The 18,273-nt window shown below is 55.3% G+C and carries 13 protein-coding genes; 3 read left to right on the forward strand and 10 right to left on the reverse strand.

What is annotated here, in order from left to right; translation table 11 throughout:
• Positions 1–16 precede the first annotated feature (16 nt).
• The 7 genes from AWR27_RS08135 to AWR27_RS08165 all read right to left on the reverse strand — a co-directional run bounded on the left by AWR27_RS08135 (position 17) and on the right by AWR27_RS08165 (position 11,194).
• Positions 17–2,851 carry a M14 family metallopeptidase gene (locus AWR27_RS08135; protein WP_077130722.1) on the reverse strand — a complete coding sequence of 945 codons (2,835 nt, stop codon included), beginning with the start codon at positions 2,849–2,851 and terminating at the stop codon, positions 17–19.
• Positions 2,852–2,931: 80 nt separating this feature from the next.
• Positions 2,932–3,558, reverse strand: coding sequence for a hypothetical protein (locus AWR27_RS08140; RefSeq protein ID WP_077130723.1), 627 nt, complete (start codon positions 3,556–3,558; stop codon positions 2,932–2,934).
• Between the two features lie 111 nt (positions 3,559–3,669).
• Complete coding sequence (locus AWR27_RS08145) at positions 3,670–5,268, reverse strand: SusD/RagB family nutrient-binding outer membrane lipoprotein (RefSeq protein WP_077133871.1); 1,599 nt, start codon at positions 5,266–5,268, stop codon at positions 3,670–3,672.
• A 39-nt stretch (positions 5,269–5,307) separates the two neighbouring features.
• Entirely contained in the window at positions 5,308–8,553 is a 3,246-nt protein-coding gene (locus AWR27_RS08150) for a SusC/RagA family TonB-linked outer membrane protein (RefSeq protein ID WP_077130724.1), read from the reverse strand.
• Between the two features lie 383 nt (positions 8,554–8,936).
• On the reverse strand, positions 8,937–10,187 hold the full coding sequence (locus tag AWR27_RS08155) for a sialidase family protein (RefSeq protein WP_157579175.1): 1,251 nt from the start codon (positions 10,185–10,187) through the stop codon (positions 8,937–8,939).
• A 186-nt stretch (positions 10,188–10,373) separates the two neighbouring features.
• Positions 10,374–10,769, reverse strand: coding sequence for a hypothetical protein (locus AWR27_RS08160; protein WP_077130726.1), 396 nt, complete (start codon positions 10,767–10,769; stop codon positions 10,374–10,376).
• Positions 10,770–10,807: 38 nt separating this feature from the next.
• Positions 10,808–11,194 (reverse strand): hypothetical protein, encoded by a 387-nt coding sequence (locus tag AWR27_RS08165; RefSeq protein WP_077130727.1) that lies wholly within the window; start codon positions 11,192–11,194, stop codon positions 10,808–10,810.
• Positions 11,195–11,516: 322 nt separating this feature from the next.
• Here AWR27_RS08165 and glmM point away from each other — a divergent pair, with 322 nt between their 5' ends.
• Entirely contained in the window at positions 11,517–12,917 is a 1,401-nt protein-coding gene (glmM, locus tag AWR27_RS08170) for a phosphoglucosamine mutase (protein WP_077130728.1), read from the forward strand.
• A gap of 118 nt (positions 12,918–13,035) precedes the next feature.
• Here the strand turns inward: glmM and AWR27_RS08175 are convergent, their stop codons facing one another.
• The gene (locus AWR27_RS08175; protein ID WP_077130729.1) at positions 13,036–13,968 is read right to left on the reverse strand and encodes a YsnF/AvaK domain-containing protein; all 933 of its coding nucleotides are present in this window, start codon (positions 13,966–13,968) and stop codon (positions 13,036–13,038) included.
• Positions 13,969–14,037: 69 nt separating this feature from the next.
• The gene (locus AWR27_RS08180; RefSeq protein WP_077130730.1) at positions 14,038–14,451 is read right to left on the reverse strand and encodes a YsnF/AvaK domain-containing protein; all 414 of its coding nucleotides are present in this window, start codon (positions 14,449–14,451) and stop codon (positions 14,038–14,040) included.
• 308 nt (positions 14,452–14,759) lie between these two features.
• Here AWR27_RS08180 and AWR27_RS08185 point away from each other — a divergent pair, with 308 nt between their 5' ends.
• Together AWR27_RS08185 and AWR27_RS08190 are read left to right on the forward strand one after the other, a co-directional pair.
• Positions 14,760–15,023: a hypothetical protein gene (locus AWR27_RS08185; RefSeq protein WP_157579176.1), complete on the forward strand. Its 264-nt coding sequence runs from the start codon at positions 14,760–14,762 to the stop codon at positions 15,021–15,023.
• Between the two features lie 26 nt (positions 15,024–15,049).
• A complete protein-coding gene (locus AWR27_RS08190; protein WP_077130732.1) occupies positions 15,050–16,666 on the forward strand; it encodes an FAD-binding protein in 1,617 nt (538 codons plus the stop codon).
• 44 nt (positions 16,667–16,710) lie between these two features.
• On the opposite strand, the gene guaA is transcribed toward AWR27_RS08190, so the two are convergent.
• Positions 16,711–18,243, reverse strand: a complete 1,533-nt coding sequence (gene guaA / locus AWR27_RS08195) for a glutamine-hydrolyzing GMP synthase (RefSeq protein WP_077130733.1) — start codon at positions 18,241–18,243, stop codon at positions 16,711–16,713.
• Positions 18,244–18,273 lie beyond the last annotated feature (30 nt).

Consider the following 18,273-nt stretch of genomic DNA (forward strand, 5'->3'; position numbering starts at 1 on the left):
TTTTTATGGAAAGCCATCAATCCTCACTCACCACATCAACACTCTGCGAACCGCTGCGGCCCGTGTTGTAGAGTTGATTGAAGAGCAGCTTGAACGTACCGTGTGCCTGCGCCCGGAACGTGATTTCGGGGCCGAAGGCGTAGAATTTACCGGCTCCTACCGGTGCCATAAAAGCGGCAACGCCACCCTGCAAATACGATTGCCCCCAGGCCCAGCCGCTACGGAGGGGTTTCTCGCTGCCAAACCACGCCAGTGGCATAATGCTGCCTTTGGCAATGGCATCGGGAGCCAGTTTAAACACCGGGCTGGCATCGAAATACACGTCGGTGCGACTTGGCAGACCCCATGTGGCCTGTTGGGTCGAATCGATCTGCACCTGCAACACGCTGCCCGGAATGTAGTATTTCTCACCGGGGAGTGGTTTTTCCTGACCGCTGGCGGTCATTTCGGTGAGGGCACTTTTCACAGGCAGTTTCAGGTGATACGCCAGGTTGGTGCTGCTGCCGATGGTGATGATGGTGCCGCCCGCTTCGAGGAACGTTTTCAACTGCGGAATCGACTTGTCGGGGGTAATTTTGCCAAGCCACGGGCGGTACTCGGCGGGTGTGTTTTCTTCTTTCGGTTCACGCTCCATAGCCCGCCAGATGTCTTCGTCACCGCCACCCACGGGCGGAATGGCGCGGGTTACGAACACGATGGCGTCGTATTTTTTACGCAAATCGCCCCCGTCGATTTCCTGCGGGTAGATGACTTTCATCGGGAAGTGATACTGCTCCATCAGCCAGCGTACCCAGCCCGACGGCATCGAGCCACCGTAGGTGTCCCAGAGCGCAATGCGCATCGGTGCTACTTTGACCATCGAACCTGCCGGTTTTTTCGATACGCCCGTCACGACTAACCCTAAGTCTTTCACCGACTTATCGAGCAGCGATTTGGCTTTTGCCGACGCTGGCACATAGAACGAACCGGCTTCGACGGTCGATTTGCTGCCCATGCCGCCCGGTAGCCGGAACACGTCGATGCCCGCTGCCAGCAGGTCGTTCACGGCAATAAACGCGTCGTTGACCCGCGCACTCAGCACATAGCCCGCGCTGCCTCCGCCGTCGATGCGGCCATCGGGTAACTGGAGTTCGCCAATGGGCAGTTTTTTGAACGGGCCATCGAAACTGTCGAGAATCCGGTCGAATTTAACGTGCATCAGGTAAGCCAGCGTCCAGCCAGCGGCATCGTAGGGGCGCACGGGCGGGCCACCGGGGTACTGGAAATCGTTGGGGTGATCCTGCGGTTCAAACATGTCGAGCAGGTGGGGCCGGAATGCCTGATCGGTTTTTACCACATACGACCCCGCCGGGTAGTTGCGGCCCGCTACCGTAAAGTCAGCCGTGGCCTGCTGTACCTGAATACCGGTGCGGATGAGCGCGTTCACGAACTTCACCGCCGAGCCAAAATCAGGCTGGTTGACCGGGATGATAAAGCCGCGTGGGTCGCGCATGACCGGGGCTTTCATGACGGTATCGTAATACTTCACCGGCATACCGCCCCCGCGTGGCAACATACCATACTGCGCCAGAGCCGCAGCCCCCGCGCTGGTAGTCGATACGGGCTTCTTCGGATCATTCTTGAAAGCGTCGTTGATGGCCTCAATTTTCTTCGGCGACAAGGCCCAGAAGTCTTTGCTACCCCGCTCGATGGAGTTCTTGCCCATCCGGTAAATGTTGTACAGCAACTGGTCGCGGTGGCGGGCGGCATAATCCAGCACGGCATAGTTCAGCGACAGCGAGTAATCAATCGACTGCTTGAAATACCACTTCTGGGGCGTCACCGGAAAAGGCGTGTTGCCGTTGGGAATCAGCCGGTTCGGCACCAACGGTACGTCTTCGGGCGTAGGGCCACCCACAATCTCGGTCAGCAGCCCGATCATGTTGTGGAAGTGCGTGGTAGTCCGCAAACCGCCGTTGTACCAGGTCGAAAATACCGACCCGCCCAGCCGCGTAAAGCCGGGCTTGTTTTCAACGTTGAGCCGGTTCACCATAGCCGCGCCGAGGGCGTCGATGCCCGTCACCATCAGTGGGTCGAAGACGTAGTTGAACGGGTCGCGGTAGGGCGGGCCAGCCAGAATCGACCCCGCCGGGCCGCGCTGGTGGTGATTGTACATAATCTGCGGGATCCACTCCACAAACAGTTGCCGACCGATGTTGCGGGTTTCTTTCATGTTCATGATGAAGAAATCGCGGTTGTTGTCGTGGCCGATGTATTTCTGATACAGGCGCGGCAGGTTGTCGAGTACGCGCTTGTTGGCAACGGGTTCGCGCATGTACCAGTTGGTCACGATTTCCTGCCCGTCGGGGTTGGCGTGGGTAAGCAGAATCACGTCCTGGTCGAGAATCCGCATCGTTTCGGGGTCGTTGCGGCTTACGAGTTGCCAAATCGTTTCAATCAGTTGCATCATGCCTACCGTTTCGGTGGAGTGCAGCCCCCCGTCGATCCAGACAATGGCGCGGCCTTCTTCGGCCAGCGCACGGGCCTGTTCGTCGGTCAGCCCTTCGGCGCGGGCCATCTTCTGCGAAATCTCTTTGTAGCGGTCTACTTTTTTCAGGTTCGCGGGCGACGATACGATGAGCATGTACTGGTGCCGCCCTTCTTCGGTCATGCCAATATCGACCAACTTAACCCGGTCGGAGGCAGCGGCTACTTTCTTGAAATAATCTTCGGTTTTGGTATACGTAACCAACTGGTAATCGTCGCCGATGTTGAAGCCAAAGTGTTCTTTGGGCGAAGGGATTTTCTGGGCCAGCGTGGTGTTCAGCACCAGCAGCAGCACGGCCAGCAGGGAATGAGTAGCGTAACGCATTGTTGAGAGGTTCGTTTAAATGGTATATACTTGGTTATTCATCAGCAAACCGGCACGGGCGTTGGCTCGTGCCTTTCCTGTCAGCGTCGGCGAAAACGAACGCCCACGCGGCAGTCACCCACTTCGCCACGGGCTTCGTCACAGACGTTTTCCTGAAAGCCTGCAATCTGGCGACCATCTTTCAGCAGGAGGGTGAATTTGAATACGAAATAATCGTTCTGGGCCACCGTCGCCAGATTAGTACCGGTAAAAGCCGCCAACTGGGCCGCAGTTACCGTAAACGTTTTTGGGAACTCGGTTACGGTGGCGTAAAGCTTGTCGGTCGTGCCTACGCGGCTCGGCAGTGGGTACTGCGTTACGCTCGGATACACCCCGCCCGGCTGCGACAGTACAATCGGATAAGCCGGGTTGCCCGTAGCAGGAGCTTTTACGAAGCCCAGAAACACATTAATGGATTGCACCTCGGCTTTCCCGAAGCCTTCCCAGCGCAGCGTGTACTCAAACACCTGATCGGCCATATTGGCCGCACTCAGGTCGAAAAACGAGGTGTTGGCCGTGGCTACCGTAGGCAGGGCCGATTTGCTGGTGTTGACCGCTACCAGCGGCACGGCAGTGTATGCCCAGTTTTCCCAGACGTATTCTTCGGTTTTGCAGGCATCGAGCACTACCGGCAACGTCAGTAAGAGGTATAAAAACAGTTTTTTCATGGCGATTGATTGTTAACCCCACCCCAACCCTCCCCGTTAGGGAGGGGCTTACTTCTAAAGAAGCTTACGCGAGTAAGTCCCTCCCTAACGGGGAGGGGTTGGGGTGGGGTGCTATTTGTCCCAGAATACGGGGGTGATTTGCTGGGCGGTCTGTACCTGATCGGCTTTGCCCGATACAGTGGCGTTGGTTGCCAGTTCGGTGATGGAATAGGCTAACCGGAGCGGGAACGAGTTCAGGGGTGCAATGGGCGCGGCCAGAGTGGGCAGGTTTGTTCGGCGGTAGTCCGTATAGGCTTCGATGCCGTTGCCATAGAGAGCAATGTATTTCTGCGTCATCACGGCGGCTAATTTACCCCCCGCGTCAGCCGCGTCGTACTGCGCCGTTCGGTTTGCCACAAAAGCCGTAATCGTGGCCGTGGGCAGCACCGGAGCCGAGTTACCCGACGTTGTGGCGATGGTGTTGATGCTGTTCAGACTCGCCGTTATACCTTCCTGAAACAGTTGTTTCGGGTCGCCCGCCGTACCCATAGTCAGCGCGGCTTCGGCCAGTATGAACTTCATCATGGCGTTGGTGATAAACGGGAACACACCCGCCCCCGACCCGTCGATATTGGTCACGACTTTAGGCGCACCCGTGGCCCCGCTGTTGGTAACAAACACATTAGCCGCCGTCAGGTTGTTGATCGGGCTGGCGTCGTACAGCCCACCCGCCGGATATACACCCACTGTGGCTTTCAGGGCATTGTCGTTGGGAGCCGCCGTAGCATCGCCCGTGTAGCGGCCAAAGTAGCCGTTGCCGGTGGGCGTAAACCCAACCGTATAGTTCGACGTTTGCCGGAAGAAATAATACCGGATGCGCGGGTCGTCGGTGCCAAACAGTCGCTCCATAAAATTCTGGCTCATGTAATAACTCTTCCCCGCCTGGTATTCGGTACGGTGCCAGGGGTGGCGATTGGCCGGGGTTTCGGTGGTGCCGAAGCGGAACGAGAAATCCTGCGCGTTGGTGCTGATGAGGGGCGCATTGGCACTCAGGAGCGCGGCAATACCCGCCTTCGCCTTGTCGGGCTGCACCAGCCGAATCTGGTTAAAGAGCTTTATTTTGAGCGAGTTAGCCATCCGAATCCAGGCCGCTTTGTCGCCCCGGTAAATCAGGTCGGCGGTGGTAGGTTGAATGGCGAAGTTGCCTTTATTGGCATCGGCCAGCCCTTCATCAATGAGCAGAAACAGCTTGTCGTAGATGGCGGCTCCGCTTTCAAAGGTCGGGTCCGACACGGTCAGGCCCTTCGAGGCATCGGCGTAGGGAATGTCGCCCCAGAGGTCAACCATCAGGCTGTAGACATACGCTTTTTGCAGTTTGGCAATAGCAACGTAATCCCAGCGTTGCAGGCGGGTGCCTTCGCGGATAATGATTTCCAGGTCGTTCAGCACCTGCGTGTACAGCGAATTCCACGACTGCTGATAATCGGTGCCGTCCTGAAAATTGCGGCTCGTAGCGATTGTGTACAGGTGTTGCGACAGCACCGAAGCACCCTGATTTACGTCGCGCAGACTACCCGTCATCGACACCTGCGTGGCGGGCAGCAGCAACTCCAGCACGGGCGTGGTCGGGTTGTTGGGGTCGGCATTGATATCGACAAATTCGCGGCAGGCTCCGGCCAGCATCAGCAGCCCCAGTAGCGAAATCGTTCGGAACGTTTGCATGAGATTCATGATCGTTTTTTTGGTCAGAAACAAGTGACGTAGAGACCGTTAGAAGCTTAACCGGAGGTTGACACCCACCCGGCGCGTGGTCGGAATTCCGATAAAATCGAAGCCCTGCGAGTTGCCCGCACCCAGCGAACTAACCTCCGGGTCGAAGTTGAGGTACTTCGGGAAGTTGGGAGCCAGATACCACAGGTTGCGCCCGCTCATCGACAGCACCGCCATACCAAACGGCGTTTTCGACAGCCATTTTTTTGGCAGTTGATACCCCAGCGACACTTCGCGCAGCCGGAACACGGTGGCATCGAAGACGTTGACTTCGCCCGCGCCCCCCGGCCCGAAACCGCCGGAGAAGTAGTAATCGGCCACGGCAATGCCGATGTTGTTGGGAATCTTTTTACCCTCGCCGTCTAAAATTGGCTGAAGCGTATTTACGTTACCCAGCACCCCCGGCCCGACCAGAATGGCCTCGCGCTCGTCGGTATCCCGCGTAACGCCCCGGCTCAGGAGTTCATAGGCCGTGAACGAGTACATGTCTCCGCCCTTCTTCCAGTCGAATAAGGCACTGAGCGTAAGCCCTTTATAGCTCAGCGTGTTCGTTACGCCCAGGATAAAGTCGGGGTTGGGATTGCCAATGGGTCCGGTTCTGCCGCTTAGAATTGGCTTGCCCGTGTTGGGATTCACGAGAATGTTGCCTTCGTCGTCGCGGGCGTAAGTCGAACCGCGAATCTGTCCGTAAGGTTGACCGGCAATGTGTACGCTGCCGAGGTCGGAGAAGCCGCCGTAGGGCAGTTCTTTCAGCGCACCAATATCCAGCACGATGTTGCGGTTCAGGGTGAAGGCCGACGAAATATCCCACGAAAACCCGTTGGGCAGTTTCACGGGCGTAGCACTCAACCCAATCTCTATCCCTTCGTTCGACGACTTGCCGAGGTTAATCACCTTCTGCGTGTAGCCCGTCGACGGGGCCGCGTTGACGGTGAAAATCTGCGAGGTGCTGATTTTGTTGTAGTACGTAATATCTAACCCGATTCGGTTGTTGAAAAACTGCAACTCTGCGCCCAACTCCAGTTCGGTAATAAATTCGGGTTTGAGTTCGGCGTTGGCGAGCAGGTCCGATTCGGTCAGCGTACTCTGCCCGTTGAAGGGCGAGGCAATGGCCCCCGTGCCGGTGCCGGCCCCCAGCACCGGGTTGGCGATGTACACGGTCTGGGTCTGGTAGGGCGTGGCTTCGTTGCCCACCCGTGTGTAGCCCGCCCGGAATTTGCCGAACGACAGCACATTCTTGGGCAGTCGGAGAGCCTCCGTAAAAATCAGCGACGCACTGGCTCCGCCGTACAGGTAACTCCGGTTGCTGGCAGGCAGCGTTGACGACACATCGTTGCGGGCCACGAGGTTCAGAAAGGCGTAGTTTTTATAGTCGAGCGAGATGTCGGTAAAAAACGCAAAATACCGCTGTTTGAAGTTGTTGCGGTTGTTGGGCAGCACGCGCGGAATGGTCACGCTGGTGTTGTTGAGCGAGTTGATGCCCCGGAAAATAATTCCGTCGCCAAATACCACGGCCCGCTCCGTCAGTCGCTGGTTTACGTTGTTACCCAGAATCACTTTCAGACCGAAGTCTTCGCTGAGGGATTTGGTTGCGGTGATTAACAGCGTGTTGTCGATTTCCTGGCGGTAAATATTATCGTTGGTAACGTTGCCATTCGGGAAATAGTCGCCCCCTTTGCCGTTGACCACTACGCGCCGGTCGGTGTAGGCGTTGAAGCCAATGGTATTCTGAATATTCAGCCAGGGCAGCACGTCGGTGCCCAACACCATGTTGCCGTAATAGCGGTCTACCTTGCTGGTGGTGGGGCTGTTTTGCACCGACCAGTAGGGGTTGTCGGTGCCAACGCGGTCGTACACATTGTTGCCGTTCAGCGGGTTCGTGTTCGGAAAGCCCGTGAGATCGAAGCTCGTCGGTACAAACAGCAGGATGTCCATGATAGATGCTCCTGCGCCGTTTGCCGCCGTCACCTGGGGTGATACCTGATTGGTATTCACGTAGTTGAGCGATCCGCTGACGTAAAACTTATTGTCGAGCTGGGCGTTGCCGCCGATGTTGATGCCGGTACGGGTAATTTCATTTTCCGGCACTACCCCCTGATTGCCCGTCCGCGACAGTCCTACGGTCAGGTTGCCCTTCTCGCCCCCGGTCGATACCGACAGTGCGTTCTCGAAGACGTTGCCCGTTCGGAAAAAATTCTTCGCGTTGTTCTGTGAATACGACTGGTACGGCACCTGAACGGGTGTTCGGCCATCGGCCTGATAGAACTCTGGAAATACCGAGACCGGGTAGCGGTTGTTGGTCGTAAGCGGGTGCGGAATGGTAGCCCGCGTCGGAATCAGGCTGGATACGCCCTGATACGGTGGTCCCCACGACCCAAACACGCCACTCCGGTAGTCGAAGTTGGTGCCTTGCCCGTAACGGGTCTGGTACTCCGGCAAACCGGCTACCGTTTCGATGGAATAGCCTGTGTTATAGGTGATTTCCAGCCCTTTTCGGCTCTGACTTTTTCCGGCTTTGGTCGTAACGATTATGGCTCCGTTGGCCGCCCGCGACCCGTAGAGCGCGGCTGCTGCGGCTCCTTTCAGCACGGTCATGGTCAGGATGTTGTTCGGGTCTAAGTCGAAGGCCCGGTTGGTGATCGTGGACCCGCCCACGGTGCCGTCGGTGCCGCCGAAACTGGAGTTGTCGAACGGCACGCCATCGACTACAAACAGCGGCTGGTTGTTGTTGCCCAGCGACGAATTGCCCCGAATGGTGATGTTGGTAGCTCCGCCAGCCGCCCCACCCGACCCCTGAACGTTGACCCCTGCCACTTTCCCCGTCAAGGCCCGCAGTGGATCGGGTTCGGAGCGTTGGGCGAGTTTGGCGGCATCGAGTGTGGTGACGGCATAGCCGAGTGCGTTTTTGTCGCGTTTGATCCCGGCGGCTGTTACAACCACTTCGCTCAACTGCTTGGTATCGACGGTCAGCACAACGTCGACCACGTCTTTGTTGCCAACGACGACTTCCTGCGGTCGGAAACCTACCGACGAAAACACCAGCGTGGCATTTCGTTCGGGAACGTTGATCTGATACGTTCCCTGCGCATCGGTGACTGTACCCTGCGTACCGCCTTTTACCGTGATGGTCGTGCCGGGCAAGGCCGATTTTTCAGCAGCATCCGTAACCCGCCCCCGCACCACGCGCTGCTGCGCCAGAGCGACAACGGGCAACGTCAGAACAAGCAGAAATAAACATGTTTTCATAGAGATTGATCATAGATTTTGAGAGGGGACATTTTAAATCAGATTGAATTTATGTGTTTTTATTCGTCGCTATCACAATATCACAGCATAAAATTTTAATTTGTTTTTAATATTCAAAATTTTCTTTTTTAATGTCTATTTACTTTATCCCCAACAAGCATTTATGTGTATGAGTGTAAAAAAACAGCCTATCCGAAGGCAGGCTGTTCTGAATAATAATATGAAATTGAATCAGGTATGACGTATTGCTGACGCGAGTGAGACGCAAGGGGTTGCGTCTCTACAACGGGATGGTCACATGTAGAGACGCAACCCTTTGCGTCTCACTCGCGTCAGCAATACATCAATGCAATGTCAAATTGGTATAAGTTACCCTTTGTAGTTTACAACTTCACGAGCGAAACGCCAAGCGCGTTTTTATTGTTGGCCTGCCGCACTTCATAGGCAACCACCAACTGCCCATCGGCAGCAAGCCCGCTGGCATTGGTTCCGTTTGCCGAACCCGTAACTACCTGCATATCGGTGACTTTACCACCCTGAATGCTGCGATAGGCAATGGTCGATACTGGCGTCGATTCGGTGGGCTGATTTTGCTCCCAGAGCAGCACCGAAGCCGAGGGCGTTGGCACCAAATACGGGTTCTTAGCCGTAGCCTCGCTCAAAACAACCAATTTCCTGCCATTCTGGTCGGCCACCCGAATGCCGGGGGCATCGGTCGCGCCGGAGAACCAGGCCACCAGATTCTGCCCACCGCCTGCGCTCGACGTTGGCCCCGAATGCGGGCAACCGTTGACCCGCCAGTTGTCGGGCGAGAAAATACTGGCTTTCGAGAAGGTGGCTCCGTTGTCGGTCGAGCGCATGGCGGCAATGTCACGAATATTATCCTGATTCTCCCGATAATACAGGTGCAGCGTACCGGCTTTATCGACTAACAGGCTGATGTTGCAACAGTCGCACACGAACGGATCGAGTACCTGTTCATCGCCAAATTTGCCGCCCGCTGTGCGTACCAGACGTAGATCACGCTCGTGCGGCTTGCCAGGAATATCTTTCAGATAGGTTACGGCCACTTCACCATTCGCCAGTATGGTGGCATCGAAAAAGCCGCGCACGGTGTTGGGCGTGCGGTCGGCATGAACGGGCGCGGGCTGCGTCCAGGCGGTGCCATCAGCCGAAGTCGTATAAACAATCTGCAAATCGGATGGTCGCCCGCCCGCACGTCCCTCCTGTTTTGGTTTTTCACCTGCCGGGGCTGCGCCGTGGTTATGATGATCGGCCTGAGCCGGAGCTACGTCGGTGCCACGCAGGGCAAATACGGCCATTATAGAGCCGTTGGGCCGGAACAGCAGCCGGGGGCGCATCAGCCGCGACCCGCTCATGCCCGGTGAGGCAAAAATCTGTTTCTTCGTCCCGAACGTGCGGCCCTGATCGACAGACTCGGCCCAGTAGAAATATACCATGCCATTGGCGTCTTTTTCGGTCCACGACAGCGCGACCGTGCCTTTGGGTGTTTTTGCCAGCGTCGGAACAGCGAAGGTGCGGGTCGAATCAGCGAAGATAGTGCCGGCCTGAGTCGGCAACAGGGCCGTCAGCATGATGAAGGCCGTAAGAATGAATCGTGGGGAAAGGCTCATGCGAACAAGCTTATTTAGATTGATTTGAAACAAAGGTACAGATCGTTGTGTGAAATGCACATAGTTATTAAGAATTGTTCCAAATAATTTTTAACCGAATTCCCCTATAATTATTTCAATTAGTGTGATTTACGTTCTGTGATTATCGATTCCGTTGCTGACAGGCTGCGTATCAGCACAATATCCCTACTTCTCGAAATCGCCGGGGGTTTCGGGGCCGGTTTTGAAACCCACCGCCCGAATGTTTTTAACCGGGCTGTTGGGGTTGGCTGGGTCAGCCGCATACTCGAAAAGCAGCGTGACGGGCTTTTCGTTGCTCAGCACGGCATAGAACGAATCAAAGGCCGACGGGTCAATCCAGGCGGCAAGGTCAACGGGCTTCAGGCTCTGGGGCGGGTAGTTGCCCACCTGCCCCACACTACCGGGACCATACACGTTCTTGGGAAAGCTGAGCAACGTGGCCTTCACCACCGAGCTGTTAGTCATGAAGTCGCTGACGAGTTCGATGACCCGCGTGGCCTGACCGGCCTGCTGCGAGGTCGTTACCTTGTACGATTTTACGGTAATCTGGATGGTTGGCATACGTAATAGCGAGAAGTGGTCTGAAGAGGAACGTGGGGCTATTTTTCAAAATCACCGGGAGTTTCGGTATCGGTTGTTATATCTACCGTGTTCAGGTTCCAGCTTGTGGTTTTAGGCTGGTCTGTGTTGATGGTGTAGTTATAGCGACAGAACACCGGCTTCTCGGTTAGTAGTATGGCATACATACTGTCGAACAGGCCGGGACTGATCCATGATACCAACTCGACCGAACTCGTTTCAACGGCACCGAGGGTGGGTGCGAAGGGATTGACTGGCTGACTCAGCAGCGTGGCAGTGGTACGCTTGCCCCCCGCCACCTGCGGACTAACGAGCGTGAGGGTGCGCTCAGGGCCACCCGGTTTCTGAATCACGCTGACTTTGTAGGATTCGACCGTAAACTGATCGGTTTTGGAAACGGCTGGCATTGGGCTGGCGGTTGGTTGTTTAGGTGAACTGGCAAGTAGGTCATGGAGGGCAGACTGAAAGCAACCCCGGCACGGCGTTCGCAGAGCAAAATATATTACCTTTATGAGTCAATGTTCATAAAAACATATATCTTTTGAGTAAGCGGTAGAAAAAACTAAACCGCTTAACCCAAAAAGCCTTCATTTTCACGCGCAGATGTCTACTGTGCCCGGCCACCCGGCGTTTTCAGTCACTCATTATGTATCTTACTCATCAGTTGGGAAAAAACTCAGCCATGAATGGTTATCTTTGTGAATTACTCTTTTCAGCTAAATCCGTATTGTGGCATTAATTAAGTCTATTTCCGGTATCAGAGGTACAATTGGCGGGCGCAGTGGCGACGGGCTTACGCCAGTAGATGTAGTGAAATTTACGGCGGCTTTCGGGCAATGGCTGCGGCAGCGCAACCCCGACCGCCAAACCGTACTTGTTGGGCGCGATGGTCGTTTGTCGGGCGAAATGGTCTCGCGCTTAGTGGTCGGCACCTTGCAGGGGCTGGGTCTGAACGTCGTTGATCTGGGTTTATCGACTACGCCAACGGTGGAAATGGCCGTGCCTGATGAAGGCGCAGTGGGTGGTATTATCCTGACAGCCAGCCACAACCCTATCCAATGGAACGCGCTCAAGCTGCTCAACGAAACAGGTGAATTTATTTCAGCAGAGGACGGAGCCGAGGTGCTGTCTCTGGCCGAAAGCGAAGCATTTGATTTTGCCGAGGTGCGTAAGCTGGGCCAGTACCGGGCCGACGATACCTGGCTTCACAAACATGTTGAGAAAATTCTGGCCCTGCCGTTGGTTGACCGCGACGCTATTGCCAACCGGAATTTCCGGGTAGTAGTCGATGCGGTGAACTCAACTGGTGGACTGGCCGTGCCGATACTACTCGAAGCCCTTGGCGTTGAACACGTTGCCAAACTGCATTGCGAACCCACCGGCCAATTCGCCCACAACCCCGAACCGCTGCCCGAAAACCTCCGCGATATTATCAAGGAAATGGAAAAAGGTAATGCCGATCTGGGTATCGTGGTTGACCCCGACGTCGACCGGCTGGCCCTGATCTGCGAAGATGGTTCCCCTTTCGGTGAAGAATATACACTGGTTGCCGTTGCCGATTACGTGCTGAAAAACAGTCCGGCTAATGGCAATACGGTCTCAAACATGTCGAGTACGGTGGCCCTGCGCGACGTGACGAAACGCTACGGCGGGCAGCATTTTGCGTCGGCGGTGGGTGAAGTGAACGTGGTCGAGATGATGAAAGCGCAACAGGCAATCATCGGGGGCGAAGGCAACGGCGGTATCATTTACCCCGAACTGCACTACGGGCGCGATGCATTGGTAGGTATCGCGCTGTTTCTGAGCCATTTGGCCCGCTCCGGCAAGTCGGCGTCCATGCTGCGCCGGACGTATCCGAACTACTACATTTCCAAAAACAAAATCGAACTCACCCCCGACATCGATGTCGATGCGGTATTGGAGCGGATTCAGGCCAAATATGCCCGTAACCCCATCAATACCATCGACGGTGTGAAGATTGAGTTCGATAAAGAATGGGTACACCTGCGAAAATCGAACACCGAGCCTATTATTCGCATCTACTCCGAATCCGACACCCTCGCTACCGCCGACCACCTCGCCGGCAAACTCATCAGCGACATCCGGGAAGTACTTGCGGAGAAGCGATGAGTTTTTTTATAGAGGGGAACACGGATTAAACGGATGGTACTGACAAACACGGATTCTATCTAACAAAAAAATCTGTGTTTATCAGTACCATCCGTTTAATCCGTGTTCCCCTTAAAAATTATATCCCTCGCTGTGTACCCGTATTGGTACTGGTACCCAGATTTTCTACCTCTACATCGGTACTGCGGACGGTCTCGTGAACGGTTTCTACCCGTTCGTTCACCTCTTTGCCAATCGAAATTTCTTCAACCACATTAGCCGTTTTCGATACAACAGGCACTTCAGCGTGTTCGGTTAGTTCAATCTGACCTTCCTGGAATGCCGTCATGTCGGCGTCGGTGGCCGGGCGGTTTACGGGCGTGCGGGTTACGTGAACGCGCTCTTCGCGCAAACGTACACTTTCTTCGACGGGCCGCTCAATGATGCGGCTCCGTACCCGAACACCACCGGTTTCTACCTCACGCTTACCCACCTGCAAATCTTCCTGAATTACCTTGATCGTCTGATCGGTGCCGGTGGTCAGGTCGCGGTCGGTGGTCAGGTCCGCTGCGCCGTAGCCCATCGTGGCCGAACTGCCCGTTGCGCCCAGCGTAGCGTCGGTGCCCGTCATGGTGCTGCTGTAGCCGTACTGCTCGTCCTGCTCATCCACGTTGATAGCTCCGTTGTCGTCGAGGATGTCGGCAGCGCGTTCGGCCTCGTCATTACCTGTAACGTGTACTGTTACAATTGAGCTGCGTTCGCCTACGCGGGTGTATCGCTCCCGGCGGTCGTCATCGTCGCCACCAAACAGCGAACTGAAGAAATTACCGATGCTGCTGCCTACGTCTTTGGTGTCGTCAACAACCTCTTCGGCATAGGTTCCGCTGGTGTTCCGGTGGCGATCAGGCACCGTGCTGTTTGAGGTATCGGCATACGTTGTGCCATCGCTAAGCGAGCCCGTCTGGGCCGATAAATCGATGTTGCTGCGCGAGAAACCGTCACTTACTAATTCGTCTACTGCGTTTTGGGCGTCGGTGGCGTTGTCGAATACGCCGACTACTGTAAAAGCCATGATTGTACTGGGTTTACGTTGAGAAATTGATTTTGATTTATAACGAAGGCCATCGCTATGGCCGAACGTTCAGATTTGTGGCGGCAACCGTTCAACGGTCACGGCCTCGGTTCGTACTGGCACCGACTGCGTTTCTACGCGAGTTTGCTGGCGTTTCGTCACACGCACTTCTTCCAGCAGCATCAGCCGCTTTTCCACAATCAGCACTTCCTGTAACACCGGATACACAACCGTATCGCCCTCGTAACGAACCGCCGGGGCCGTGTCTACATATTGGTTCATAGCCACCCGCTCCACCTCATACGATTCGTTCATCAGCGGCACGTCTACCGTCTGCTCCTGCGTTTGCACGGACTTAACGATACGGATTCGACCTGTTTCCATCTGCTGCGTATCGACCGTTAGCTGTTCGGCGATGACAGGAATTGTCAGCGCGTCGAGTTGGTTTAGGTCAGGCCGTTGCGTTGCCTCGGTATCGCTCATTGGGCGTATGGATTTGGCGTATTAGTGTTACTCGTAGTAATAAAGAGACGAGCGGCATATTTGTTCTATAAATTCTGTAGAAATTATCTACATAACCCACTATTCAGTAAGTACAAATCGGTAAAAATCAACATCTCTTTAATCGTATCATCCGGTTAATCAAATTCTTAACCATAATGTAGGCTGTGTCTGATAGTTTTCCGACTAATCAGACATACCTATCATACGCACTACTTATGTTATGCCCGCCTGTCTTCCGTCTTGTTTTGGTTGTGTTGTTATCTCCGCTATTATCGGGCTGTATGACCGTGCGCGTTGTCACAGAACCCGACTGCGATACGCCCGCCAGCGTACCCTACACAAAAACCGTAGCCACGGCCTATTTCTGGGGATTAATGCAGCCTAAAGACATCGAACCGCCCTGCGATAAACGGTTCTATCACCTCAATGGAGTTACGGTACGCTCTACGTTTGGGCAGTATCTGTTGTCGGGCGTTACGCTTGGCATTGTCAACAAACGGCGCATCGAATGGTGCTGTGCGCCTTACGTCCCACCCACCGATTCGCTCTGAATATAAATTTTTTAGCAATTCCCGCCATGAGTCTCCCCAACGGTCTCGAACAGGTATCGGTGCATTCGCTAACGAATCGCCACCAGAATTTCACCCAGCCGCTCACGCCCGGCGCATCGTTTAAACTGCGCATTCCCAACGGCTTATCGAGCCGCGCGGCCTACCAGCAAACGACTGCCAACTTTCAGTGGCTGATCCAGTACGCCCTCGACCGGAATCTGCGGCTGCGGGCCATCGGCAAAAACTGGTCGTTCACCAAAGTGGGCGTTACCAACGGTGGCATGGTCGATACCAATGCGCTGATGCAGACGTTTACGCTCACAGCCGCATCGGTAGCTCCGGCCTACACAAATGCGGGCAAATCGGCGAGTAATCTGTTTTTTACCGAATGCGGCACTACGGTGCATATTCTGGAACAAAAGCTTGAGGCTATCGGCAAATCGATCCGGGCGTCGGGGGCGAGCAACGGCCAAACCATTGCCGGGGCTATCTCGACCGGTACGCACGGGGCCGCGTTCGGGTTCGGGGCCACGCAGGATATGGTTGTCGGTATTCACCTTGTCTGCGGTCCCGACCGGCACGTATGGCTCGAACGGGCCACGTATCCGGTTGTCAGCCAGTCGTTTACCGATGGCTTAGGCATTTCAGAAGTGCTGCGCGACGATGATCTGTTCAACGCGGCTCTCGTCAGCTTCGGCTCATTCAGTTTTATTCACGGCGTGTTGCTCGACGTTGAGGATTTATTCTGGCTGAAGTCGTACAGTAAAACGAGTGTGCCGTACAATACGCTCGAAAAAGCCATGAGCGAGTGTGACTTTTCAGCCTTGAAAGCAGAAATGAATCTGCCCGACGATACAGACCCGACAGCGGGCGAAGCCTATCATTTTCAGACGATTGTCAACCCACACCAGATCGACCTGACGGGTCAGAACAACGATAGAGGTCCGTTTGTGCGGGTGCTTTACAAACACAAAGCAAAGCCCGACGGCGAATCGGTGGCCGACGTGCGAAAAGCCGATTTTACGTATGGCGACGATACGCTGGGCTTGATTCAGACGCTTTTGGATAGACTTCGCCCCCGCATGCTCGTGCCAACGCTCGTCAATAAACTTTACCCGATGGCCCTTGAACATACCGACGGCTTAGTTGGCACCATGCGTGAATTTTTTGCACCTACCAACATCCGGGGAAAAGCGTGTAGCTCGGCCATCGGCATCGACGCCAAAGACAGCCTGCGCGTACTGGCCGAAATCTGCGCCCTCAACCGCGAATCGGCCTTTCCGGGGGTAATGGGCCTGCGCTGGGTCAAAGGCACACAGGCCACGCTTGGGTTCACGAAATTTCCGATTACCTGCGTACTCGAACTCGACGGAATCGAATCCAACCTGACCAATGCGTTTCTGCACCGCGTCTGGAACCGGCTCGATGCACTCCATATTCCATTTACGATGCACTGGGGTAAAGTGAATTTCGGCTTAGATGCCGCCCGCATTCGTCGGATGTACGGCAGCCGGGTCGATGCCTGGCTTATGGCCCGCGAGCGGCTGTTAGACGCGCCCACGCGGGCCGTTTTCACCAACGAATTTATGGAGCAGTGCGGCCTGGCAATAGTGCCGGTTCCGGTGGCTGACCCTGTTGCCTGAACGAAAAACGCCCGGTTTGCGCCGGGCGTTTTTCATCTATTTTGTTACTCCCACTCAATTGTAGCGGGGGGTTTCGAGGAAATATCGTAGACCACGCGGTTAACACCCTTCACGCGGTTGATGATTTCGTTCGATACGTCGGCCAGAAATTCATACGGCAGATGCGCCCAGTCGGCGGTCATCCCATCCACGCTCGTTACGGCCCGCAAGGCTACGACGCGCTCGTAGGTACGTTCGTCGCCCATTACGCCTACCGATTGCACGGGCAGCAGCATCGCACCCGCCTGCCAGACTTTGTCGTACAGTCCTTCACGCTTCAATCCATTGATAAACAGCGCGTCTACTTCCTGCAAAATCTGCACTTTCTCTGGGGTAACATCGCCCAGAATCCGAATTGCCAGACCAGGACCGGGGAACGGGTGACGACCCAGAATGGCGTCGGGCAGGCCGAGTGTTCGCCCTACAGCCCGCACCTCATCTTTGAAGAGCGTGTTTAAGGGTTCTACTACTTTCAGTTTCATGAAATCGGGCAGGCCACCCACGTTGTGGTGCGACTTGATGGTAGCCGACGGCCCTTTTACCGATACGGACTCGATTACGTCGGGATAGATCGTGCCCTGCCCCAGCCACGAGACGCCTTCAATCAGATGCGCTTCCTGGTCGAAGACCTCGATAAACGTTTTGCCGATGGCTTTGCGCTTGGCTTCTGGGTCGGTCAGCCCGGTCAGGGCGGTATAAAACTGCTCTTTAGCATCAACGCCTTTCACGTTCAGGCCCAGCGTTTTATACGATTCCAGCACGCCCGAAAACTCGTCTTTCCGCAACACGCCATTGTCTACAAAAATGCAGTACAGGTTTTTGCCAATGGCCCGGTGAATCAGCGTAGCAGCCACCGACGAATCGACCCCGCCCGACAGCCCCAGCACAACCTTGTCGTTGCCAAGTTTCTGCTGTAGCTGCGCCACCGTGCTCTCGACAAACGAGTCGGCGGTCCAGTTCTGCGAGCAGCCACAAATGTTCACTACGAAGTTATGCAACAGCACTTTGCCTTGCAGCGAATGCGTTACTTCGGGGTGAAACTGAATGCCATACGTCGGTTCATTCGCTACGTGAAAAGCCGCCACCCGAACACTATCGGTTGAGGCAATGATCTCAAAATCAGCCGGAACGCTCGTGATGGTATCGCCGTGCGACATCCAGACCTGCGAATGAGAATCGATACCCTGCATCAGCGGACTACCGGCAGTAACCGTACCCAGTTTAGCCCGGCCATATTCGCGGATAGCCGACGCCTGCACCTCGCCCCCGCTGGTCTGAGCCAGCAGTTGCGCCCCGTAGCAAACACCCAGGAGCGGCAGTTTTTGCCGGAACAGGCTCAGGTCAATGTTGGGTGCGTCGGCATCGCGCACGGAGGAAGGACTGCCCGATAGAATAACGCCTTTTACGTTGGGCGTCAGTGCAGGAATATTGTTGTAGGGATGGATTTCGCAGTAAACGTTCAGCTCGCGCACCCGACGGGCAATGAGTTGGGTGTACTGCGAGCCGAAATCCAGAATCAGAATCTGTTCGGTGGTCATGGATTGCTCTCTAAAGTACAAAGGTAGAGC

The organism is Spirosoma montaniterrae (assembly GCF_001988955.1).
Classification (GTDB): domain Bacteria; phylum Bacteroidota; class Bacteroidia; order Cytophagales; family Spirosomataceae; genus Spirosoma; species Spirosoma montaniterrae.